The sequence below is a fragment of the Bacteroides sp. An269 genome (genome assembly GCF_002159755.1).
Classification (GTDB): domain Bacteria; phylum Bacteroidota; class Bacteroidia; order Bacteroidales; family Bacteroidaceae; genus Phocaeicola; species Phocaeicola intestinalis.
The window spans coordinates 14,443-39,417 of record NZ_NFJG01000021.1; the positions used below are offsets into that span (position 1 = coordinate 14,443).

17 protein-coding genes are annotated in these 24,975 nt (G+C 46.0%); 9 read left to right on the forward strand and 8 right to left on the reverse strand.

All coding sequences use genetic code 11. The features are described from left to right. Window positions 1-22 precede the first annotated feature (22 nt). Together B5F71_RS06360 and B5F71_RS06365 are read left to right on the forward strand one after the other, a co-directional pair. Window positions 23-1,480 (forward strand): aminoacyl-histidine dipeptidase, encoded by a 1,458-nt coding sequence (locus tag B5F71_RS06360; protein WP_022039377.1) that lies wholly within the window; start codon window positions 23-25, stop codon window positions 1,478-1,480. A gap of 167 nt (window positions 1,481-1,647) precedes the next feature. Then, complete coding sequence (locus B5F71_RS06365) at window positions 1,648-2,589, forward strand: endonuclease/exonuclease/phosphatase family protein (protein WP_239414146.1); 942 nt, start codon at window positions 1,648-1,650, stop codon at window positions 2,587-2,589. On the opposite strand, the gene B5F71_RS06370 is transcribed toward B5F71_RS06365, so the two are convergent. After that, window positions 2,579-3,076 carry a GNAT family N-acetyltransferase gene (locus tag B5F71_RS06370; RefSeq protein ID WP_087208568.1) on the reverse strand — a complete coding sequence of 166 codons (498 nt, stop codon included), beginning with the start codon at window positions 3,074-3,076 and terminating at the stop codon, window positions 2,579-2,581. The two genes, B5F71_RS06365 and B5F71_RS06370, sit on opposite strands and share 11 nt — an antisense overlap. Before the next feature lie 194 nt (window positions 3,077-3,270). Between B5F71_RS06370 and B5F71_RS06375 the strand changes: the two genes are divergently transcribed. Together B5F71_RS06375 and B5F71_RS06380 are read left to right on the forward strand one after the other, a co-directional pair. After that, window positions 3,271-3,636, forward strand: a complete 366-nt coding sequence (locus B5F71_RS06375; RefSeq protein WP_022039374.1) for a PadR family transcriptional regulator — start codon at window positions 3,271-3,273, stop codon at window positions 3,634-3,636. Then, on the forward strand, window positions 3,614-4,681 hold the full coding sequence (locus B5F71_RS06380; RefSeq protein WP_087208570.1) for a PspC domain-containing protein: 1,068 nt from the start codon (window positions 3,614-3,616) through the stop codon (window positions 4,679-4,681). The genes B5F71_RS06375 and B5F71_RS06380 overlap by 23 nt, the downstream gene beginning before the upstream one ends. Before the next feature lie 27 nt (window positions 4,682-4,708). Here B5F71_RS06380 and B5F71_RS06385 read toward each other — a convergent pair whose 3' ends face one another. The 3 genes from B5F71_RS06385 to nadC all read right to left on the reverse strand — a co-directional run bounded on the left by B5F71_RS06385 (window position 4,709) and on the right by nadC (window position 8,175). Then, entirely contained in the window at window positions 4,709-6,343 is a 1,635-nt protein-coding gene (locus tag B5F71_RS06385; protein WP_087208572.1) for a glycoside hydrolase family protein, read from the reverse strand. A gap of 268 nt (window positions 6,344-6,611) precedes the next feature. After that, window positions 6,612-7,235 (reverse strand): DUF4923 family protein, encoded by a 624-nt coding sequence (locus tag B5F71_RS06390; RefSeq protein WP_087208599.1) that lies wholly within the window; start codon window positions 7,233-7,235, stop codon window positions 6,612-6,614. Between the two features lie 85 nt (window positions 7,236-7,320). Next, entirely contained in the window at window positions 7,321-8,175 is an 855-nt protein-coding gene (gene nadC / locus B5F71_RS06395) for a carboxylating nicotinate-nucleotide diphosphorylase (RefSeq protein WP_087208574.1), read from the reverse strand. Between the two features lie 99 nt (window positions 8,176-8,274). On the opposite strand from nadC, the gene rlmH reads away from it, so the two are divergent. After that, on the forward strand, window positions 8,275-8,745 hold the full coding sequence (gene rlmH, locus B5F71_RS06400) for a 23S rRNA (pseudouridine(1915)-N(3))-methyltransferase RlmH (protein WP_087208576.1): 471 nt from the start codon (window positions 8,275-8,277) through the stop codon (window positions 8,743-8,745). Window positions 8,746-8,969: 224 nt separating this feature from the next. Here rlmH and B5F71_RS06405 read toward each other — a convergent pair whose 3' ends face one another. Then, on the reverse strand, window positions 8,970-9,680 hold the full coding sequence (locus B5F71_RS06405) for a DNA alkylation repair protein (protein ID WP_087208578.1): 711 nt from the start codon (window positions 9,678-9,680) through the stop codon (window positions 8,970-8,972). 157 nt (window positions 9,681-9,837) lie between these two features. On the opposite strand from B5F71_RS06405, the gene B5F71_RS06410 reads away from it, so the two are divergent. The 4 genes from B5F71_RS06410 to ccsA all read left to right on the forward strand — a co-directional run bounded on the left by B5F71_RS06410 (window position 9,838) and on the right by ccsA (window position 16,612). Next, on the forward strand, window positions 9,838-11,184 hold the full coding sequence (locus tag B5F71_RS06410; protein WP_087208580.1) for a hypothetical protein: 1,347 nt from the start codon (window positions 9,838-9,840) through the stop codon (window positions 11,182-11,184). A gap of 46 nt (window positions 11,185-11,230) precedes the next feature. Further along, window positions 11,231-12,502 (forward strand): imelysin family protein, encoded by a 1,272-nt coding sequence (locus B5F71_RS06415; protein WP_087208582.1) that lies wholly within the window; start codon window positions 11,231-11,233, stop codon window positions 12,500-12,502. A gap of 97 nt (window positions 12,503-12,599) precedes the next feature. Then, window positions 12,600-14,279 carry a di-heme oxidoredictase family protein gene (locus B5F71_RS06420; protein WP_087208584.1) on the forward strand — a complete coding sequence of 560 codons (1,680 nt, stop codon included), beginning with the start codon at window positions 12,600-12,602 and terminating at the stop codon, window positions 14,277-14,279. A 122-nt stretch (window positions 14,280-14,401) separates the two neighbouring features. After that, window positions 14,402-16,612 carry a cytochrome c biogenesis protein CcsA gene (ccsA, locus tag B5F71_RS21190; protein ID WP_087208587.1) on the forward strand — a complete coding sequence of 737 codons (2,211 nt, stop codon included), beginning with the start codon at window positions 14,402-14,404 and terminating at the stop codon, window positions 16,610-16,612. A 118-nt stretch (window positions 16,613-16,730) separates the two neighbouring features. On the opposite strand, the gene purT is transcribed toward ccsA, so the two are convergent. From purT to xyl3A, 3 genes are all read right to left on the reverse strand, one after another. Further along, a complete protein-coding gene (gene purT, locus B5F71_RS06430; protein WP_022039361.1) occupies window positions 16,731-17,900 on the reverse strand; it encodes a formate-dependent phosphoribosylglycinamide formyltransferase in 1,170 nt (389 codons plus the stop codon). 115 nt (window positions 17,901-18,015) lie between these two features. Further along, window positions 18,016-22,260: a hybrid sensor histidine kinase/response regulator transcription factor gene (locus B5F71_RS06435; protein WP_087208589.1), complete on the reverse strand. Its 4,245-nt coding sequence runs from the start codon at window positions 22,258-22,260 to the stop codon at window positions 18,016-18,018. A gap of 95 nt (window positions 22,261-22,355) precedes the next feature. Next, window positions 22,356-24,920, reverse strand: a complete 2,565-nt coding sequence (xyl3A, locus tag B5F71_RS06440; RefSeq protein WP_241148567.1) for a xylan 1,4-beta-xylosidase — start codon at window positions 24,918-24,920, stop codon at window positions 22,356-22,358. Between the last annotated feature and the right edge of the window lie 55 nt (window positions 24,921-24,975).

Consider the following 24,975-nt stretch of genomic DNA (forward strand, 5'->3'; position numbering starts at 1 on the left):
TAGAAAAATAAACACTTGATTTATGGAGAAAAAAGATTTGAAACCTGTTATTGTCTTCCAATATTTTGAAGAAGTGTGCCAGGTGCCTCGTCCTTCCAAGAAGGAAGAAAAAATAAGAGCTTATCTGTTGGATTTTGCCCAGAAGCACGGGTTGCATGCCCGGACCGATGATGCTGGAAATGTATTGATAGAGAAGCCGGCTTCGCGGGGCAAGGAGAATTTGAAAACGGTAATTCTCCAGTCGCACATGGATATGGTGTGTGAGAAAAACAAGGATACACAGCATAACTTCGAAACCGACCCGATAGAAACATATATTGACGGGGAATGGTTGAGAGCCAGAGGAACCACGTTGGGAGCCGATAATGGAATCGGAATGGCAGCCGAACTTGCCTTGCTGGCTTCGGATGATGTGGAACACGGACCTGTACAATGCTTGTTTACGGTGGACGAAGAAACAGGACTGACCGGTGCTTTCGCTTTGAAAGAAGGTTTTATGAAAGGGGATATCCTGATAAACCTGGACTCGGAGGATGAAGGGGAGTTATTTATCGGTTGTGCCGGAGGGGCGGGTACAACAGCGGTATTTCCTTGCCCGATGACGCATGCACCCGAAGGATATTTCTTTTTCCGTGTAGTTGTAAAAGGACTTACTGGAGGTCATTCAGGGGATGATATAAATAAGAACCGTGCGAATGCTAACAAACTGTTGAACCGTTACTTGGTGCAACTGATGCGGAAATACGACCTGCGTCTGTGCGAGATAGACGGAGGGAATCTGCATAATGCCATTCCGCGCGAGGCTTATGCTGTATGTGCAGTCCCGATGGAAAACAAGGAGTCGGTGCGTGTGGACCTGAACGTGTATTTGTCGGAAGTGGAAAACGAATATGCTGTAACTGAACCTAATTTGCAGATGGACCTGGAATCGGAAGCACCTCGTGCGGAAGTGATGGAAGTTGCTGACATGAAGCGTTTCTTGCTTTCTATTTATGCTGTGCATAATGGAGTGTATGCCATGAGCCAGGACATTGCAGGATTGGTAGAGACTTCGTCTAACCTGGCTTCGGTGAAACAAGGAAAAGGGGAACTGACAGTGGTGACCAGTCAGCGCAGTTCCATCCTTTCTTCGCGTGAGGATATGTCGATGATGGTAAGTGCAGCATTTTTGCTGGGTGGTGCTTCTGTTTCAACAGGTGACGGATATCCGGGTTGGAAACCCAATCCTTCTTCAGAAATATTGCACATTGCCGTAGAGAGTTACAAGCGCTTGTTTGGAACAGAACCGAAAGTAAAAGCCATTCATGCCGGATTAGAGTGCGGATTGTTTTTGGAGAAGTATCCTTCGTTGGATATGGTATCGTTCGGACCTACTTTGCGTGGCGTGCATTCGCCCGATGAGCGCATGCTGATTCCTACAGTAGATAAGTTCTGGCGTCATCTGCTGGATGTTTTGGCACATATTCCTGCGAAATCTTGATAAAAAATGATTGCACACCCATGGCACAGGCACACGTAAGTTCATATAGGTTTACCGGATGCCGTATCGGCAGGAAAGTAAGTAGAATCAGTGGCTTTTTATGTTTGTCTGTGTTAGGTGTGTGCTTTTTCTGTTTGCGGGTCAGTGCACAGGAATCTTTTCGGGTGATGCACTATAATGTAGAGAATTTCTTCGATTGCCGTGATGATTCCTTGAAACAAGACGAAGAATTCTTACCACATGCCGTCCGTGGATGGAACTGGAACCGTTATCATGCAAAGATGAATAAGATAGCCAAGGTGGTGTTGGCTGCTTCGAGTAATCAGGTTCCTGATTTGGTAGGACTGTGTGAGGTGGAAAATGCCTATTGCCTGGATGGACTGACCAGGTATTCGCCTTTGCGTGATGCCGCTTATCGGTATGTGATGACTGATTCGCCTGATGAACGTGGCATTGATGTAGCTTTGCTTTATCAGCCTGCTACGTTCCGGTTGCTTGGTATGCAGTGCATCCGTATTCCTTCTTTCCGTATCGGGCGAAAGCCTACCCGTGACTTGTTGCATGTAAGCGGGCGTGTCATTTCAGGCGATACCCTTGATGTATTTGTTTGTCATTTTCCTTCCCGTTCTGGCGGAACAAGGCAAAGCGAACCATACCGTTTGTTTGTTGCGGATGTATTGCGTCATACGGTCGATTCGTTGCTCTCCGTACGTCAATCCCCTTACCTTATTATAATGGGCGATTTCAATGATGAACCGTCCAGCCGTTCAATATCCCAAGTGCTGGGGGCACAAACGCCAGAAGAGGAGAATGATGTCTCATCTTTTCTTCTTTATAATTTAATGGCGGGAAAAGAACCCGGAACTTATCGTTACCGTGGAGAATGGGGAGTACTCGACCAGTTCATCGTTAATGGCAGTATGCTTCTTCCTTCAGCCTCACTTCATACCGGTACTGCGGAAGCCCATGTGCTTGACTTTCCTTTTTTGCTTGAAGAAGACGAACGATATGGAGGTATTACTCCTTTTCGCACTTACAAGGGGATGAGGTATCAAGGCGGATACAGCGATCATCTGCCCGTATGTCTGGATATCCGAATCAGATACTGATTCCCATAATATAGTCGTTCATATAAAAGCCGTTGCCGATGTGCGTGTCTTCTTCACGTACTTTTTCCATTCCCATGTGTTGGTAAAATCCAAGAGCCGGATTTTCCCGGTTTACGTTCAATTCCATTCGGCAGGGAGCCGGATGCAGTTCCTTGATACCCTTGATGGCCTGTTGGTACAGGAGTTTGCCTAGATGACTTTTTTGGTAATAGGGAATCACATAGATTTTCTGTAAGTGATACAGGTCTTCCCCTTCGGGTTGGATGGATACGTAACCTGCAGGCTCGCATTCTTCGTAGGCAATATAGTAGATGTGCCCTTCTTCTGTCATTTGTTTTTTCAGATTTTCGGGCGAATACATCCAGTCCATCATATAGTCGATTTGTTCCGGAGTCAGGATATCTTTGTAAGTGGCGGGGAAGACCTCTTTTGCCAATTGGTTGATTAAGTGAATGTCTTCAAGTGTAGCTTTTCTGATTGTAAACATTGTTCTTGATTTTTCTTACAAAGTTATTGTTTTTGCTTGAAAAAGAAGAATAAAGACAGGATAAATTCTGTTTCAAAAAGTATGATTGCATACTTTATTTTGTTAAAATAGATAAAATAAAAGTACTATGTAATACAAGGTATTTATATAATACATATATTTGTGCCATACAAAGAAATAAGGAGGAATGACAGATGAATGTTGATAATGTGAAATCTCAAATGCGCAAAGGGATGCTTGAGTATTGCATCTTATTGCTGCTTCATCGGGAGCCTCTGTATGCATCGGATATCATCCAGAACCTGAAAGAAGCAAAACTGATTGTGGTGGAGGGTACTTTGTATCCGTTGCTTACACGCCTGAAAAATGATAATTTGTTGTCGTATGAATGGGTGGAATCCACGCAAGGACCTCCACGGAAATATTATCGCCTCACTTCCGAAGGGGAAGAGTTCTTGAAAGGGCTGGAAACGGCATGGGACGAACTGGCGGCTACGGTAAATCATTTAAGAACGAAACTAATAACCTGTAAAGACAATGAAAAAGACACTGACTGTTAATTTGGGTGGAACCGTTTATCATATAGACGAGGACGCCTATATTTTGCTTGACAATTACTTGAATAATCTTCGCTATCATTTCCGGAAAGAAGAAAGTGCCGACGAGATTGTACGTGATATGGAAATCCGCATTTCGGAGTTGTTTAATGAATACCTTGCCGGAGGCATTCAAGTCATTACCGTCGTGCAAGTGGAAGAGGTTATCGCCCGTATGGGAAAACCTGAAGACCTGAGTCCGGATGAGGAAGAAACGGTCGAGAGAAAGACCGATGAATCGTTGCAAGGAGTGCAACGGCGCTTGTTCCGTAATCCGGACGACCGTATTCTGGGCGGTGTACTTTCGGGATTGGCTGCTTATTTCGGCATCGATTCTACTCCTTTACGTATTTTGTTGCTGATATTAGGCTTTATCCTGCTCAGTGTGGGAGGATTTTTCCCGTTGATGTTGGCATATATTATCATGTGGATTATTATTCCCCAGGCACGCACCGCCACCGAGAAACTTCAGATGCGAGGTGAACCCATCAATATGGAGAATATCGGGCGGACAGTGACCGACGGGTTCGAACGGGAAGGCGATAAGATACGTTCTGCCGGGTCTCGTTCGTTGCTGGCACGTTTTTGCGATGCTGTGATACAAGTGGCAGGTTTCCTCATCAAGGTAGTGCTGGTATTGGTTGCCATTTGTTGTGTGCCGGCATTGCTTGTCGGGCTGGCTGTAGCCTTTGCATTGTTGATGGCTGCCACGGGAGTATTGGCAAGTACGCCTGCCCTGCTTTATTATGCATTGCCAGAAGTGGATTGGAGCATGCTGACTACGAGCCCTGCTCCTGTTATCGGGCTCGCAGTCTGTGCACTGTTGGTAATAGGCATTCCCGTAGTCGGTTTGTTGCAGGTTATCTTGCAGAGTTTCAAGGTCTGGCGTCCGATGGCTACGGGAGTCAAGGTGACTCTGATATTGTTATGGATTATAGCGGTAGCAGTAGGTTCATTCTTTGTGTTCCAGCTTCCCTTTGTTATCCATAGTGTCACCGACTGGGTTTGAACTTTGTGCCAGTCTGTATACAGTTTCCTATTGTAGAAAAGTATGACGCTCCATTTCTACTCCACCCGAACGGATGATTACTTCGTATGGCAGGTTGTCACCGTCTGGGTGGAATGAGGGGGGCAGTATAAGTTCGGATACTCCGTAAGGTTCCAGGCTTTCTACAGTACCTTGTGCTATGGTTTTATCGTTCAGGCGCACTTCAACTTCAGCTGGTTGTGAGGTAGAAAGTCCGAAGTTTTCCACTTTTACTTTCAGGGTTCCTTGCGAGGAGTCGTATTGTGGGCGGCGTGCCGAGAGAAGGGCAGGAGTATAGTTGACATAGGGCAGGTAGGCATAGCCGAACAGTAACTCACCTTTTGTTGTGTGTCCAATAAGTTTGGGCGCAAATTCATCGGGAGTGATACCGCTTCCTTTTCCGTCAAAGGTCACTATCAGGTCTTTTCCGTCTTTGCGTGTCTTTACTGGCAGGCAACCTCGTCCGTAATTGACTTCTGTGTATGCACCGAAGCGGAGGGATTGAATGTCTATGTCTGTTTGAGGATTGAATCCCGGTTCGGCCTGTATCCGTACTTCAATACGTCGGGTAGAGTCATCAATGGGTCGGGTGTTGAGTACCGAAAGCAGTATTCCTTTGTTGAGTGGGATACAGATGTTTTTCGATGAATGCCGGTCACCTGGAAGATCATTCCATTTAATGGTATCGATGACTGCAAAATTCATTTGTATGGCTCGTCCGTTGTGGTCTTGGAAAACTTTCGGTCGTTCGTATTTGAACCAATGCTCTATTTCTCCATCACGATGGAAAGATACGCCGGGCATGTAGGCTTCGCCTTGTTCCGTTACCCAGTGTATGCCGTCTTTCGAACGTTGGTAATAGGCTATGCGTCCTAGCCAATCGTTGACAATCAGGTGATACTGTAGGCTGTCTTTCCATACCACTGGGTCTTCGAATTTGCCTTCTACAGCAGGATAGACCCGTTTGCCTGTCAGTTGCCGGTAAGGGGAGATGCCGTCGCGGCTAATCCATACACCTCCACCACGGCATACCATCAGGCGTGAGCCGTCTTGCCGGCGGGCAAAGGTGAGGTTGGACAATCCTTCGATGATTGGTCGGTCGCGTGGGTCGAAATCAAATTTCTGGTAATACCATATCGGGCTATCTTCATTTGTTGCGATGTAGTATCCGTCGATAACATAGACTACGATACGTCCGTCGTCCAGTCGGAAGGCTTCAGGGTTATGCCCTTTCCCGATGGAGTTCTGGATGTGATAGGGACCGGTCAGTTTATCGGAGGTGGCGTGAAAGACGGTCGAATTAGACCAGAACATGTGTCCTTTGGGTGAGTTTTCCGGCCATCCGCATACATATAGATGATACCGTTTGTCGGGAGTCTGGAGGATATTGCCTCCCCAAAAAGAGATGTCTGGCAGTTCGATGCCGTTGTCTGTATATCGGTTCTGCACGCTGTCTGTTCCCCATGTCTGTTTTCCTTGGGTTCCTTCAGGCATGGCAAGGAAGCGGTCCATAAACCGGGCTCCGGGAACCAGTTGTTGCCATTCGGCAGGACGTTCGCGTTCGACGGTTTGTGCATAGGTGCTGGTGCTGCATGCTAGTACAGACAGTCCCAGGAGTATTTTGGTTGCGATGTTTTTCTTCATATTCTTCTGTGTTTGGTTTTAGTATATTAGTTTAAAGTATTCTGTCTTTTCGATATCAGATAATTCTTTCCGGCATGAAAGATTCCGTTGATAATGTTATTGGAACGTGTAAGCAGTTTCTTAATACTTAAAAAGGTCATATCAATCACTGCTTTGAGTAATGATACGACCTTTTTGGGCTGATTTCATCGACACTGTTTGTGTCGCGGAATTTACGCTGTTTGTATGTATCCAATCGGCTTCTGCATTGGTTTACAAGTCTGTCTTGTCATTGTTTTTCCAGTGCGAAGCCTAGCTGCAGGCCGTCGTATTCGTCCAGCAAGGAATTGGCGGTGCTTACCACCGAATTGGAGGAATTGCTGCTTAAGGCACTGCCTATTGTCTGCATCAGCGACATGACTTTGTCTGCCTTAAAAAGCAGGCTCATCTTCTTGGGAGCCAGTACATTCTGCGAAACGATGGCGTTGAATTTCAGTCCCAGTTTTGTCTTCAGTTGCAATTCTTTCGTTTCACTGTCATACGTATAGGTTCCAGATGTGGTACGCCCTTTTACTGTCGAGGTGTAGGTACCACCGGAATTGAAGGTGTATGAACATCCTTCTGTAAAGCCCAGCTTTTCCAGAATGCCAGTCATCTTCTCTTCTACTTTCTTTGACGCTACTTCGCCTCCCGCTTTTGCCAACAGATTGTCACTGGTAAACTTGCAATCGGGTCCCGTATAATTCCACGTGCCTTCTATCGACCACGAAGCAAGGTCGCTTCCTTTTCCTTCCGTTATCGCATTGGCTACTCCGGAAAGAATCGATTTCCAGTCTTGTGCCTTGCCTGTGCTGCAAAATACAAAGCATAAGGCAAACACCAACATTCCTTTTATGAAATTGTTCTTTTTCATTTTGTTCATCCTTTCATTATTCTAGTATGGCAGAAGTCACAGTGTACAGCAAAACGACTCTGTGACTCTGTGATGAAAAGGAAAATCAACAAGCTTTGAAGCTCATATCCAATCCTTTTACCGAATGGGTCAACGCACCTACCGAAATGAAGTCGACACCACATTCGGCATAATCACGAAGAGTATCAAAGGTGATGCCTCCTGATGATTCGATTTCGTAGCGTCCTCCTACCATTTCTACAGCTTTGCGTGTGTCGGCAGGCGTAAAGTTATCCAGCATAATGCGGTCTACACCACCCAAGTCGAGCACTTGTTGCAGTTCGTCGAAGTTCCGTACCTCGATTTCTATCTTCAAATCCTTTCCTTTCTCCTTGCAATATTCTTTTGCACGCAAAATGGCCTTGTCGATTCCTCCGGCGAAATCTACATGGTTGTCTTTCAGCAGAATCATATCGAAGAGACCGATGCGGTGATTCACTCCGCCACCGATTTTTACTGCCATCTTTTCCAGAATGCGCATGCCCGGAGTAGTTTTACGCGTATCCAGTACGCGGGTTTTTGTGCCTTCCAGACGCTCTACGTATTTATGGGTCATTGTAGCGATGCCGCTCATGCGTTGCATGATATTCAGCATCAGACGTTCGGTTTGCAGAAGCGACTGCACTTTTCCCGATACTATCATGGGTACATCTCCCGATTTCACAGGAGTGCCGTCCTGAATGAACACTTCCACTTTCAATGTCGGGTCGAAACGGCGGAATACTTCCTTTGCCACTTCAATGCCTGCCAGTATGCCTTCTTCTTTTATCAGCAGCTTCGATTTTCCCATAGCATCGGCTGGAATGCACGATAATGTAGTGTGGTCGCCATCACCTATATCTTCGGCAAACGACAAGTCGATAAGCCGGTCAATCAAGTCTTTTACAATTTTCTCGTCCATATTCGTTCTGTTTTTTAATTGTACTATCAAATCGGGGCAAAGGTACGGATTTATTCATACCTTTGCAAAAAGAAAATGTTTAAAACCCGATTAAAGATTATGAAATTTGTACTATTGGTTGTAGGAAAGACAGTAGAGAAACATTACATTTCCGCCATAGGTGATTATGTGCAGCGGATAAAGCATTATATTCCGTTCGACATTGAAGTGATTCCGGAACTGAAGAATACCAAGAGCCTTAGTACCGATCTGCAAAAAGAAAAGGAGGGCGAACTGATACTGAAAGCACTCCAGCCAGGAGACGTGCCGGTCTTGCTTGATGAACACGGCAAGGAGTTCCGCTCGACAGAATTTGCCGCTTGGATAGAACGCAAGATGCATTCCGTCAAGCGGTTGGTGTTCATTATCGGAGGTCCGTACGGGTTCTCGCCTGCCGTCTATCAGGCGGCGCAAGAAAAACTTTCACTTTCGAAAATGACTTTTTCGCACCAGATGATACGTCTCATCTTTGTCGAGCAATTATATCGTGCGATGAGCATCCTGAACAACAGTCCGTACCACCACGAATAGATGGATACATATTACTGTTTTTGCAAAGTCAAACGGCTGCCCAGTCCGGGACATCCCAGTCCTCCCTCAATCCCATATTGCTAGGACTGCAGTCCTAAGCTTATTAGGACTGGAGTCCTGACCTATCGGGACAGCAATCCTGACTGCACGGGACTTTTTACGCAATCCAATGGCTTTAATTATGCAGTTTGCCGCATCCGGCAACGCAGCCTACTGTATCCGAATTACCTCTTCATTCCCCGTATCACGTCTTTTGTGGCGGCATCTACCCGGTATGACTCTACGATTTTCTGTAATGCCTTGTTGTAAGTGAAGTTGTCCAACGAATTTTGTTGCAGGTATGCCATCGTCTGTTGGGGAAATTTCACGAAGCAGACAGAGAGTGCCCATGCCACTCCCATCCGTACGTAATAGCCTTCGTGGTGAATCATATTATATAAGGAGAGAAGTTCACCGATGTGCTCCTTGTCGATGAAGAGCTGCATCGCCATCACCACTCCGAAACGGATTTCATACTCGCCCTCGGCTTGCATCCAAGTCTTCAGGTACTCCCACAGCCGTTCTTTGTTCGTTTCGACGAACCGCTTTCCTCCTCCGAACTTGAATGTGTCGCACACCGACCAGCTGTTGATGTTCCATACAAAACGGGTCACTCGGTGCAGGTACACCTCGATGTCGGCATCGGGACGGATGCAGCCCAATACCATTCCATGCAACATCCGCTCTTCCATATAATAGGTGTCGGCGGTGTCGAGATACGTTTCCCAATCGCTTTTGGCGATGCGTGCCGCCAGTTTCCGCAAGTGGGGCACACGGATACCCAACACATGTTCCACGCCCGGATTCAGGCTTTCGGTAAACTTTTTGTTCCCCTGCTCTGCCAACCGGAGCAGATGCTCTTTGATGGTCAAGCCTTCGAGTCTGTATTCTTCCATATCTTTTGCTTTGTTGTCATATTTCCTGCAAAAATACGCATTGCTATCCCCATAAGTAGGTATTTAACATCTTTTTTTACCTAAAAGTAGGTATTGCCGCTATAAAGCAAGCTCCATACCTTTGCGGTAGTTAAAAATCAACAAAAGATAAAGAGAAATGAAAACAACGAAACTCCTATTCTCACTCTGTCTGGCGATGCTTGCCCCGCACGCTTTCGCTACAGGTGAAGCAGAGCAGGCAAGTAAAGGCAATGCGGACATGACCGCAGAGAGCGCATCGGAAACGGTCAAGACAGAAAAGAAGAAATCACGTTTCACCATCGGCGGTTATGGTGAGGCGGTGTATAGCCGGAACTTTTATAGCGACAATTATTTGCGCTATGACAGTCCGCAGGATTATAAAGACGATAAACACGGACGTTTTGACCTGCCACATGTTGTCCTGATGTTAGGATATGATTTTGGCAAAGGCTGGTCAATGGGGATGGAAATCGAATTTGAACACGGAGGTACAGAAAGTGCCGTTGAGATAGAAGAACATGAAGGAGGTGAATACGAAACCGAAGTGGAACGTGGAGGTGAAGTTGCCCTCGAGCAATTTTGGATCCAGAAATCTTTCTGTCCGGAGTTCAACATTAAATTAGGGCACATGGTCATCCCGGTAGGTGCTACGAATGCCCATCACCTTCCTACCGAATTCTTTGGTGTATATCGTCCGGAAGGTGAAAATACCATTATGCCTTGTACGTGGCATGAAACCGGATTAAGCATTTGGGGACGTGCAGGAGATTGGCGGTATGAAGCTATGTTGCTTCCTGGACTTGACTCTGACCGTTTTAATGATAAGGAATGGATAAAAGGCGGTGCCGGAAGTCCTTACGAATTCAAGATAGCCAATGCTATGGCTGGTGCTGTCCGTGTAGATAATTATTCGGTAAAAGGCCTTCGACTTTCTGTAAGCGGATATGCCGGAAACACATTCAGCAATACGCTGAAGAAAGCGACCAATGCCATATACGACAATGTAAAGGGAACAGTATTAATCGGTTCATTTGATTTTCATTACAACGACCATAACTGGGTGGCACGTGGAAATTTTGATTATGGACACTTGTCGGATGCTGCTTTGATAACCCGTTATAACCAAAGTTTCTCCAATGACTCGCCTGCGAAAAAGAGACCCGTAGCTACATCAGCAATTTCTACAGGGGTAGAAGTGGGCTACGACTTATTTGGCTGGCTTGGCAAAAAACAGCAAGAAAAAGGACGCAAATTCTATCTTTTCGGTCGTTATGAATATTATGATTCAATGTATAAAACGGAAGATGCAGTGACTGATTATGAAGAATATGGACGGCAACGCATCGCTTTCGGTGTCAACTACTATCCGATGAAAGACATTGTACTGAAGGGGGAATATTCATTGGGTATCCTTAAAAGCAAATTTAATAATGAACCTGCCGTCTCATTGGGAGTAGCATATTCCGGTTTCTTCAATTTGTAAAATCAAAAACAAGATACAAACAAAACACTAATTTAAAAATAAGACAATGAAAAAGTATTTGAAATTCCCGCTCTACATGGCATTTACCGCCATGATAGGCATGAGTGTTACCGCTTGTAGTGATGACGATAATCCTGAAAACCCGGAAGAAACCGGAGGGCTTTCCGTTCAGGAGCAAGCGTTGAAAGATGTAATAACCGACTATACGGACAAAACTGTAATACCGACTTACAAAGGCATGGCAGACGCCGCTATGCAACTGCATAGCCTGTGTATTGATATTCGTACCAAAAAAGCGGACGGAACCTTATCTACCGCAGATGTAGAAGCAGCCGGCGAAGCTTGGAAAACCGCACGCGATTATTGGGAAAAAAGCGAAGCCTGGCTGTTCGGCCCAGCCGGAGACTACTATATAGACCCGCACATTGACTCTTGGCCGCTTGATAAGACCGGTATGGACGCTCTGCTAAACAACCCAGCGCAGATGGCACAAATGGATGATGAAGGTGTATACGTAGGTAACTATTTAGGATATGCATTACAAGGATTCCACGCCATCGAATATCTTTTATTCGAATTGACAAATACAAACGCTAACGGCAATGCTACAGCTGATTCCAAAAGCGTGGCACATAACCTGAACTATAGCACTGAAGAATTAAACTATTTAGTAGGTTTAGCTGCGGACTTGCGTAATCAATGCATCTTATTGGAAGCATGCTGGGCAGGCACCGAAAATGTAACGGCTGAAAAACAACAGATTCTGACCGATACCGAATTGGACAAAGGCATCAACTTCGGTGAACGTATCAAAAATGCAGGCAACGCAGGCAGTGAATACGTAAACTATCTTGATGTGATGTACGACATCATCACCGCCGGAATCCAAAACATCGCAAACGAAGTAGGTAATATCAAAATCGGGAACCCGACAGGTAAAGGACTTCCTTCGGGAGGTATGGAATACGACCCGAACTATATTGAATCGCCTTATAGCCTGAACTCCATCCGCGACTTCCTGGGCAATATCCAAAGCATCCGCAACGCCTACCAGGGTTCTCCTTCGGTAGACGGAACCATCCAAGTGCCAACGAATACGCTTAGCACATATATCGCTACACTTGATGCCGACCTGGACAACCGTGTGAAAGCAGCCATCCAAGATGCATACGATAAAATTTCGTTGATGGGTGAACCGTTTGCATATACGTGCGGAGCATCTGAGTATGATACCGTTAACCAAGACGCAATCGATGCCTGCAACGTAATGAATGACATCTTCGACGAAGTGAAAGCTTTGCTACAAGCAAACCATTAATCCACTTTGTGCTAACACAAAGGCATAGGTGTCCATCTTCGGAAGAATGCCTATGCTTTTTGAACATAACATACTACTAACTTTATATTACTTTTGGATGATGAAAAAACATTATTATTTAGCTGCATTCTTGTCAATAGGCATGATAACGGCTTGTAGTGACGATGAAGTGAAAACAGACAATCCGTCACCGAATCCAGAACCGTCAGAACTTCCTGATTGGTATTATACAGGTGGAGAACTGGGTACAACATTCAATTCTTCTTCTACCGCTTTCGAAGACCCGACTCCTGTAGTAGACGGCGATGCCGACATGACCGCCTCTTTTAACCGAGGAGAACAATTCTTCGAGAAACCTTATACATCTAATTTCTCTGGTATGCGTCACGGTTTGGGACCTGTCTATATCCGCACCTCTTGCCAGCATTGCCATCCGGGATACGGACACGGACAAAGCCAACCTGCCGGTTCTTTTAATACAAACACAATAGGCAACGGTTACTTATTAGTTGTATACAACCCTGCAACCAATGCCTACGTTTCTTGGCTTGCAGGTATGCCGCAGACCCATGCCGTAGCCCCTTTCAAGGCTCCGCTGGACGAAAGCCAGATTATGCTGACCTGGCATGAATATACCGACCAGAACGGGAACAAGTTCCCCGACGGTGAGACCTATTCGTTGCGCTATCCGGAAATAACGATTCCCAAGAGTGCCATTTATGTAGCCAACAAGGGGTATGATGTGGGCACATACGAAGTCCGCCTCGAATCCACCATCGGCATTTACGGTACGGGCTTGCTGGATGCCATTTCGGATGAAGACCTGAAAGCGCAATACGTGCAGGAAGAAAAAGACGGTTATCTGAAGAATGGGCTGAACCCCAACATCTTTGCCAACGGAGACTGGACGGGGCAATATGCCAATACGGCACAGGGAGGTGACGGGACGAAGTATCCTTATCGGTATACGTATGCTCTGAGCCGCGGCCCGTTGCAGGATGCAGCCGGAGCCAACGCTTTCTGGAACATCACCAACGCTACACGTAGCGACCGTCGCTTCCATTACCTGGATGCGGCAGGTACGTATGCCCAGTATTCTTCGGAAGACCCCGAAGTGCAGGCAGGCTTCCGTGACTACATCGAGCAGGCAGACCCCGACAAGAACCATCCCGACTGGCACATCCAGAACGAGGACGGCACGTACGACGAGCAGCAGAACATCTACAACTACCTGACATCGAAGGAACTGGACGTGGAAGTGTCTGACCAAGACTACATCGACCTCATGGTATGGCACCGCGGACTTGCCGTGCCCGCCGCACGCAACGTAGACGATGAAGAAGTATTGAAAGGCAAGGAACTCTTCGAACAAATCGGTTGTACGTATTGCCACAAGCCCAGCTGGACTACGGGCGATGACGAGATACGCGACCCGGCACGTTTCTTCGTAGGAGACAAGGCAGACCAGTTGCCCCGCTATCCGAACCAGAAGATATGGCCTTATACGGATATGGTACAGCACAAGCTGCACATGCAGAACGATATCCGCACGGGCTGGTGCCGCACCACTCCGCTTTGGGGACGCGGCCTGCACCAGCGTTGCACCGGAGCCGAATATGCCGACCGCTTGCACGATTGCCGCGCACGCACCACGCTGGAAGCCATCATGTGGCACGGCACCAGCACCGAGAGCGACGCTTACGAGACTGTGGAACAGTTCCGCCAGCTCTCGAAAGAAGACCGTGACGCCATCGTGAAATTCATCGATTCTATTTAAATCAGTAGACTAGGTACTAGGGACTAGGTGACTAGGTATTAAACACCTCGTTTTAAAGACTATTTAAAACATGGTACCTAGTCAACTAGTACCTAGTCAACTAGTCACCTAATAAAAAACAAATGAAACTGATAAAACGCATTGCTTTCGGGAGCGCAGGACTGCTCGTCTTGCTGATGATGGCCGCCACCGTTGTAGAAAAACTGCAAGGAACCGGTACGGCTTGGACGGCTATCTATGGCTCTCCGTTCTTTACCATACTGTGGGGAATCCTGGCGGTATGCGCTTTGGTTTACCTGATAAGCCGGAAACTGCAACGGGATTTTTTTACGTTCCTGCTGCACATAGCGTTTCTGATTATCCTGGCAGGAGCGCTCACTACGCGCCTTTGCGGAAAGCAAGGAAGCATCCATTTGCGGATGAACGATACGCCTGTTTCGGCTTTCGTCACTTCGGGAACGGAGGAAGAGCCGCTTCCTTTCGATGTGCGGCTGCACGATTTCCGCATCGACTATTACAAAGGAAGCTTTGCGCCCATGGACTTTACCAGCCGCATCCGAATTGAGGATAACGGAATGCAGGCAGAGGGAGAAGTGTCGATGAACCGGATATTCACCTATCGCCATTACCGTTTCTACCAGTCGGCATACGACAAGGACGGGCAAGGAACTACCCTTGCGGTGTCTTACGACCCGTGGGGCATCGGCATTACCTATACCGGATATGCTTTATTGCTGCTCTCTGTCTTGGGCTTCTTTTTTCAGAAAGACAGCATGTTCCGCCAGCTTCTCCGTCATCCCGCGTTGCGTAATAAAACCGTTCTGTTAGGTGTCGCGCTGCTTTCATCCGTCGCTGGCATGGCTTCGGGACAACCCAAGCACTTATCCCGTGAGGCAGCATCCGCGGTAGGCAACCTCTACATCTATTACCACGACCGCATCTGTCCCTTGCAGACCTTGGCGAAAGACTTTACCGTAAAGCTTTACGGCAAAACGACCTACAAAGGACTGACTGCCGAACAGGTGTTTACGGGCTGGTTCTTTTATTACGATGACTGGAAAGCCGAGCCTGTCATCCGCATTAAAAGCAAGGAAGTGCAACGCCGGCTGGGTATCGGAGGGGATTATGCTTGCCTGAACGATTTTTTCGGAACGGAAGGGTATAAGCTGAAAGAGAATGGAACGGGCAGTTCCCAATACAAACGTGAATGGAACGAGGCGAACGAGAAGTTCAACCTGATTAGCATGACCGCTACGGGCAGCATCCTGAAAATCTATCCGTGCCGGACGGAGCATAACCGGACAGGCTGGTTCGCTCCCGTAGACGACTTGCCTCAAGACTTGCCCGACGAGCAATGGCTGTTCGTCCGCAAGAGTCTGGGATTGCTGAGTGAACAGGTGATGAAGAAAAACGATGCTGCCATACTCGAACTTACGGGGAAGATACGGAAATACCAACAAAAGACTGCGGGTGAAGTGCTTCCTTCCGATGCCTGTTTCCGGGCGGAAAGGCTATACAACTGTTTGGACTATACCCGGTCTTTGGCGATGGCTTGCCTTACCGTCGGCATTCTTTCCTTTATTTTCTATTGCCGGCGGATGAACCGTCCGGTATGCGGCAAGACCCGTGTGAATGTCTTTTTGCTTGTCGCATTGGGTATCATTGCGGTTTATCTCTTGTCGCTTATCGGCCTGAGGGGATTCGTCAGCGGACACCTCCCGCTGTCGAACGGCTACGAGACGATGCAGTTTCTGGCATTGTGCGCCACCTTGCTCACTTTTATTTTCTACCGCAAGTCCGAAGCCGTCATTGCTTTCGGCTATATGCTGTGCGGGCTGGCATTGCTGGTGGCGATGCTGGGCGAGGCAAATCCGCCTATTACCCAACTGATGCCGGTATTGGCATCGCCCTTGCTTAGCCTTCATGTGGTGACCATTATGATTGCCTATTCGCTTACCGCATTTATCATGCTGAACGGCATTATGGCAATTGTGTTGCGCTATACTCATAAGGATTATCAGGATGCCGTTGTCCGGCTGCAAGTCATGAGCCGGCTTATTCTTTATCCGGCGGTGTTCTGCCTGGCGCTCGGCATTTTCATCGGTGCCGTATGGGCGAATGTTTCATGGGGACGTTATTGGGGCTGGGATCCGAAAGAGACTTGGGCGCTTATCACCTTATTTATATATGCGGCAGCCTTGCATGCTTCGTCGCTCCCCGCATTCCGTCGGCCTATGTTCTTTCACTGGTTTGCCGTTGTCGCGTTTTTGAGCGTATTGATTACTTATTTTGGCGTCAATTTCATCTTAGGCGGCATACATAGCTATGCTTAAAAAAGAAAGCATCATTTGTTTTTACTTGTCATTCTGTTGAGAATGAAAACAGAGGCTGATGCGCGAGCACCGGCCTCTGTTGCTATAAAAGATTGTCTTGTATGATGGGGATTCAATATCAATATACTTCCACCTTGGCAGCCAGCGACTTGCACTTGTCGCGCAAGGCATCGAGGTCGCCGTCCGGTTTGTCGTAGCAAACCACTACGCCCATCCGGCGGTTCAGCTTCGTAAACGGTTTGCCGAAGATGCGTAAGTACGTATCGGGTTGTGAGCAGACCAGTTCTTCACCCCGATAACGCGGAGCTTCCTTGCTGGCTATGGGCGAAAGAATCACGGCACTGGCACCGATATGCTCTTGTGTAATGCCTGGGATAGGTAATCCCAGCACAGCGTATAAATGCAATTCAAATTCGTTCAGGTTCTGGGTATTTGCCAAAGTTACCATACCCGTATCGTGCGGACGTGGAGAAAGTTCGGAGAAGTACACGCCGTTTTCGTGACTCAAGAAGAACTCTACGCCCCAAATGCCATAGCCGGTCAATGCTTCGGTTACTTTTGCTGCCATGCGTTGCGCTTCGGCAAGATGTTCGGGAGCGATGTGTGCAGGCTGGAAGCTCTCGCGGTAGTCCCCTCCTTTCTGTACATGTCCGATAGGCGGGCAGAACAGGGTAGGGCCGTTCTTCTGCGTCACCGTAAGCAAGGTGATTTCACTGTCAAACTGGATGAACTCTTCGATAATCAGTTCCTTGATATCGCCCCGGCTTCCTTCGCAACCGTAATGCCATGCGTGTTCCAGGTCTTCCGGACCTTTCGCTACCGACTGGCCTTTGCCCGATGAGGACATCAAGGGTTTGATGACACAGGGGAAACCGATTTTTTCTGCCGCTTCCTTCAATTCGTCGAATGATTTGGCATAGAAATATTTCGCGGTCTTTAATCCTAATTCTTTTGCGGCAAGGTCGCGTATCGCCTTGCGGTTCATCGTAAAGTTTACGGCACGCGCACTGGGCACCACCTGAATGCCTTCTTTCTCCAAATGGTACAACCGTTCGGTACGGATGGCTTCAATTTCAGGCACAATAATGTCCGGATGATATTTTTCAACTACACGGTCGAGCGCATCGCCATCCAGCATATTGAATACTTCACAAGCATCTGCCACCTGCATGGCAGGAGCTCCTGCATACGAATCACACGCAATGATGTACTGTCCCAAACGTTGGGCAGCAATCACAAACTCTTTTCCTAATTCGCCGGAACCCAGCAACAATATTTTCTTCGTCATACGATTAACTTTTTTCTATGTGGACAAAGATAACACAAATTTTGCTTTGCTTGCATGGAAACTATGAAAAAACAGTATCAATTCTTTTCATAGAGTATCCGACTTAGTTATCGCGTCATGCACTTTCTTCTGGTGTGGCTGTCTGGCTTTGAGATGATGTTTCATTATTTTTATCATTTTCATTTTCATCCGGTTCATTTTGTGGCTGTTCGGATTGGGTTTCGTCTGGTTCTGAAAGTTCGTTGTCTACATTTTCTTCTTCCTCTTCTGCTGGTAAATCACGGAATGCCTGCATGTACTCTTTAGGTGTTTGTCCAAACAAATCTTTAAAAGTATTCGAGAAATGAGACAAGTTGCTATAACCTACAGCATAGGCAACATCCGAGATAGACAGTTTCTTCTCTTTCAGCAATTTGGCTGCCTGCTGCATACGGATGTTGCGAATGAAATCGCGTGTAGAAAGATTGGTAAGTTCTTTCAGTTTCCGATACAGATGGACACGGCTTAAACCAATGCTGTTGGCAAGCATTTCTACGCTGAGTGATGGCTCTGCTAAGTTGTCGTTAATGATTTTCATAATGCGGCTCATCAGCATTTCATCGGATGATGGAACTTTTACTTCCTGCATCTTGTCATTTTGTTCTTGAGCTCCGCTGAATTTGTTTTTCAGTAAACGTCGTGTTTCTATCAGATTGGTAATGGTGCTCCGCAACACTTCGATGCTGAAAGGTTTGACGATGTAGCTGTCAGCTCCGGTTTCGATGCCTTCCGCTTGTTCTTCATTCCTTCCTTTGGCTGTAAGCAGAATGATAGGGATGTGGTTGATATTCGTATTCGACCGTACCTTTTTGCACAATGTGATACCATCCATTTCGGGCATCATTACATCGCTGATGAGCAGGTCTACCGGATGGTTTAGCAAGAAATCGTATGCTTCGGATCCGTTGCTGCACGTATCTACTTTGTATTCGTCAGACAGTTCGTTGCATAGATATTCGCGTATTTCTTTTTCATCATCAACTATTAGAACGTGAAGATTGTATTTCGTTTTCGCTTTCTTTGTTCCTGCTTCTGGTTCAGATGTTTCAGAGTCATTCTTTCCGATATATTGTTTTTCTTTGTTCTGTTTGAAGGTTTTCAGATTAAGATTGTTGTGCGAGATATCCAGTTCTTCCATCTTCAAATGATTACTGCCTTGAGGAATGCGTACGATGAACTTGCTGCCCTGGCAATCAGTGCGATTGCAGGCAGTGATAGTTCCATGGTGAAGTTCTACGAGCGAACGGGTCAGATGAAGTCCTACGCCAGTACCTGCCTGATTGCGGGTAATGTCATTGTTTATCTGATAGAACCGTTCGAAGATACGTTCTATTTGTGCATCATCCAATCCTATGCCTGTATCAGAAACTGTTATCTCAATGTATTTTTTTAGAGGAGCAGGTGCAGCTGCATCTTCTCCTACGGTGAGGGTAATGTCTACACTTCCTCCTTCGGGAGTATATTTGAAGGCATTTGAAAGTAGATTCATCAGTACTTTGTCGAAGTTGTTCAGATCTATCCATGCTTTAAGCCGTTCATCGTTATGATGAAAGGTAAATGTGATGTGTTTGTTTTGTGCCAGATAGCCGAATGTGTTGACGACATCATTGATGAAGCCGACGAGGTCTGTTTCGCGGAATTTCAGACTCATTTGTCCTTTATCTATTTTGCGTATGTCCATCAGTTGGTTTATCAGCCGCAAGATGCGTATCGAGTTACGATAGATCATTAAATAGGTTTTATTTAACTCCGGATTGTCACAGTTGGCTATTAACTTTTCCATCGGATTGATGATGAGTGTAAGCGGTGTGCGTATTTCGTGTGAGATATTGATAAAGAACTGTAGTTTGGCTTCATTGATTTCTTCTGTATGTTTGCGTTCTACCATTTCTTTCCGTTGTTTGAGCTGTGTGCGGGCATAGCCGATAAAGGCAAGCACAATAAGTACAATCAATGCACTATATAACAAGTATGCCCACCATGACTGGAACCAGGGAGGTGTGATGAGAATACTTATTGTCTTTATGTTCGAATGGTATCCATGGTCGATGGCATAGACTTCGAAGGTATATTTCCCGGAAGCCAAGTTGTTGTAGGTGACAAAGTTGGTTCCGGGTGCAGTCGTTTGCCATTCTTTATCCAGCTCATGGATGCGGTATTTGTAAATAACCTGTCCCGCCTGTGCAAATTGTAAGGTAGAGAACGAAATGCTGAACGTATTGTCGGTATAGTTCAACTTGAAACGGTTGGCATCCGTTACAGCAGTATTGATGATGGGGTGTCCTCCCGATAAGGTGTTGGTGTTGACAGACTGTCCGGACACCTTGAAATCTGTGATGACTACGGGTGGAACAGTACGCTCGTTGATGATTTGTTCAGGTACGAAACTGGTGATTCCGTTGATACCGCCAAAATGGATGGTACCATCGGATGAGTGGAAATAAGAGCCTCGTGTAAATTCGTTGCCTTGCAGTCCGTCTCCAGAGTGATAGACTGTAAAAGTTTGCGTTTTTTGGTCAAGCCGGTTGATGCCGTTGAATGTACTTACCCATATATTTCCCAGTTTATCTTCGCAAATGCCGCATATGATGTTGTTGCTGAGTCCTTCTTGTTGGGAATAACGTTTCAGTTTTTTGTTTTTTTTATCGAATTTGTACAGTCCCTTTGAGGTACCTGCCCAAATGTTTCCCATATGGTCTTCTGTAAGGGTATATCCGATACATCCTTGCAGGATATAGTTCTTTTGTGTGAAGTTTATGAAACTTTTAGTTTTAGGGTTGAAACAAGTCACTCCTTTGAAGTGTCCAATCCAAACCAGTCCTTCACTGTCGCAATAGAGGCTGTTAATCCAATTGTTTGGCAATTCGTCATAACTATGTGCAGATGTACTCTTTTCTGTTGACTTGTACTGTGTGAACTGTTTTGTTTCTTTATGATAGACAAACAGTCCGTTGCCGTATGAACTGAAGTACAGGTGCCGGTCGTGGTCTTCGGTAATGGCAAATACCCGCTCGTTATATAGTTCGGGTATGAAAGTGCATGAATTCATGCTTGGATTTAGTTGGGCAACGCCTTTTGTATAGGAGCCTAACCATATCGTATTGTCCGAGTCTTGGAATATGCTCAGTATGGTATTTGCTACGCTATGCGGTCCTTTGTCCGGTGTCAGGTGTTGGAGCGTATGAAAATGGTTGTCCAGGATGTATAGTCCGTCGTTGTCGGTCCCGACAAGCAAATTCTTTTTATTGTCTTGGAATATCGACATGACGCATTGTTTGCCGAAAGGACTTCCGTGCATGGATTTGAATCCATGGTATTGGAATGGATTATGTCTCATCGGGATGAAAGCTACTCCCTGCTGGAATAATCCTAACCATAGGTCATTGTTACGGTCAAAAAGGATGGTATGTATCTTTTTGTTTTTCAGATTGAACTGTGTATCCTCTAATTCTTTGTCTGTTATTTCATGTTTTTCCGTCGTATATACTTTCAGTCCTTCTCCATCAGTACCGATATAAAGTTGTCCGTTGGCATAAGTCAGAGCTTTTACGGGCAGGTTGTATCTGTCTTGATAGGGAATTTGTCTGAATTTCCGGGTCGAGTTGTTATAAATATTCAGTCCGCCGGTCAGAGTGCCGATATAAATATTTCCGTACGGGTCTTTAGCCAGGCTGGATATATTATTTTCGCTGATAAGAGGAGTCTTGAATGTCTTTATGGTTTCTTTGATTATATTGTAACAGATAAGTCCATCATTTTCTGCGCCAATCCATAAGTTGCCTTTCCCGTCATCCAGTATTGTGCTCAGATGCCGGAATCCTAATTGGTTGATGGCCATGATGCATTCTCCCTGTTCTTTTTCGGGATGAATACGGAATAAACCTTCTCCTGAAGTCGATGCCCATAAAGTGCCTTCTCGGTCTTCGATGATGTGGGTTACATCTGTATAAATCTGTCGTTCTTCTTTATATAGCGGTATGCTTGTGAAAGAATCGGTGTTCCGGTTGTATTTTACCAGTCCTCCCATAGTGCCTACCCAGATATTTCCTTTGCTGTCTTCGAAAGTCAGATGCACGTAGTCATTATTTAGCGAGGTAGTATCATTGTCCTGATGTCTGTAGGTATTGAATTTGTTTCCGTCAAAACGGTTGAGTCCATATTCTGTTGATATCCAAATAAACCCGCTTCTGTCTTGATAGATGTCGTTGATAAGGCTACTCGATATTTGATTATCAGTTGAATAGAGAACGGAAATTTGCGCAAAAGCTTCCGCTACAACAAAACAGTAAAACAAACCGGTATATAGAATCTTTTTTAGCATAAGTATAAATGATAGTCATAATGAATGATAGCCAGTGGATTGTGTGCATTGGAAATTACTTTCCTCCGCTGGCTGTCATCTGTTCATTTGAGTTGTTATAAAACTTTAACCTGAATCTTGTGCAGAGAGTCGATGTCCGATGTTCCTCCATATAGAAGTTCGTAATTTCCTTCTATCAGATTCATCGCATTGGTTTGAGTATCGAACCATAAGAAATTGTCATCTGAAAGCGTCAAGACAACTTCTTTGGTTTCACCTTTCGGAATATATACACGTTGAAATGCGCGTAGGGTATGCGAAGGAGCATCGGTGTCTCCCGGACGGCGCAGGTATATTTGTACCACTTCTTCTCCGTCTTTATTCCCATTGTTGGTGACAGGGACAGTCAGTGTCAAAGTATTGCCTTTGCTGAATGTCGGACTGCTTATCCGTGCTTTCCCATAAACGAACTGAGTATAGCTAAGTCCATGTCCGAAACAAAACAACGGAGCTTCGGTCATATAACGGTAGGTACGTCCTTTCATCGAATAATCTTCGAAGTCGGGCAGTTGCTCTGTACGGGTATAGAACGTTATCGGTAATTTGCCCGAAGGGTTATATTCGCCTAGCAGGACATCGGCGATGGCTGTTCCTCCGGCTTGTCCTGGATACCAAGCCTGAAGGATACCGTCACAGATTTCACTTTCAGGAGCAAGTCCCATTGCAGAGCCTGAAAAATTGATGAAAACAATAGGTTTGCCAAGCTTTTTCAATTCCCGGATCATTTGTCTTTGGATGGCAGGCAGTTCGATGGTGGTACGGTCTCCACCTTTGAAACCTTCTACATTGACCGGCATTTCTTCTCCTTCCAAAGTGGGAGAGATACCACCGGCAAAGACAATTACATCGGCATTTTTCACTTTTTCTACTGATGCCTGCAGGTTTACAGGGATATTTCGTCCCATATCGAAATCCAGCTGAGCCGCACGGTCTTTGCTGTTGAAGATGAAATCAATTCGGATATCGTATGATTTTCCTGCTTCAGCTTTTAGGGTATAAAGATTGGCATTATTTTGAAGATATTTGCCTGAGGCTACTTCTTTGCCGTTGACCGACAAGCGTATGATGCCTTGTGTCTGGAAATGAAAACCTATATTTTCTGTCTTGTCTGCTGTGAATACGGATTCATAGCGTGCCGAAAAATCGGTAATGTTTACTCCCGGTGCAAATACAGTTGCACCTAAAGTCGTAAAATGGAACGGAGTAGTGGTTTGTACTATTGCCGCAGGAGTTCCTTCCTGTCGGATGTTGTTCCAATAAGTAGATTTGAATCCTTGTTTTCCTTGTAGGGAGCATTGGCTGAATACGCTTTCCAGTGTAACAGAAGTTGTACGGTCGCAGCCGGTATCGTAAATCAGTTGTTCAGCGGGAAGACGTTTCTTCATTGCTTCATATAAGGTCTCTGTATGGGAAGGGTAACCGTTGTAATTGCCCCAGTGCATGACTGAATCTGCTGCATTGGGACCGATAAGGGCAATTTTCAAGTCTTTTTTTAAAGGTAAGACATTATTCCGGTTTTGGAGCAATACAAGGCTTTCACGTGCCATTTGTAAGGCCAATGCTTTGTGCTTTTCACTGTCGACAACCGAATAAGGAATACTGTCCCAACATACATTCTGGTCCATTTCTCCCAATTCGAAACGGGCTTTCAGCAAGCGTTTTACAGAAGTATTTATCTGTTCTTCACTGATGAGGCCGGAACGGACGGCATCAGGTAAAGAGGCATAATTGTTCCCACATTCCAGGTCTGTGCCACTTAATACGGCTCCAGCACTGGCATGTGCTTTATCGGGATGTGTTTCATGGTCGCCTTTGCGCCAAAAGTCGCTGATGGCTCCACAGTCGGATACAATGATTCCCTGGTATCCCCATTCATTCCGTAGAATTTGGGTTAGCAGACGGTTGTTTCCGCAGCAGGGTTCGCCTTCCAACCGGTTATAGGCACACATCACCTCTTTGACATGGGCTTTTTGTACCAAATCTTTGAAAGCGGGCAGATAGGTTTCCCATAAGTCGCGCGGGGATATGTTTTCTGCATTGAATTCATGCCGGTTCCATTCTGGTCCGGAATGTACGGCAAAGTGTTTGGCACAGGCGTGCAGCTTGTTATATTTTGCGTTTTCAGGACCCTGTAAGCCTCTCACTACAGCCATTCCCATTTGTGAAGTAAGATAAGGGTCTTCTCCATAAGTTTCTTGTCCGCGTCCCCAGCGTGGGTCTCTGAATATGTTGACGTTTGGAGTCCAAAAAGTCAATCCTTGGTAACGTTTCAGCTCTCCCTGTTCTCGTGCTTTTACATATTTGGCCCGCGCTTCATCCGATATGGCAGTAAAGACTTGGTATAACAGATTGTCGTCAAATGAAGCTGCCATGCCGATGGCTTGAGGAAAAACGGTGGCTGTGCCTGCCCGTCCCACTCCATGTAAAGCTTCATTCCACCAGTCATAAGCCTTAATGCCCAAGCGCGGAATGGCGGGTGAGGCATTTTGCATCAAAGCGACTTTCTCTTCCAGTGTCAGCCGGGTGACAAGATCGGTTGCCCGTTGTTCGGCTGTTAATGTCTGGTCCTGATAAGGATACTTTTGCCCCATTATGGGAAGTGCGGCGATAAATGTTGCCATGCACACCCATTGTTTCATTTTGTTTTTCATGTTTTCAAATAGCATTAAATATTAC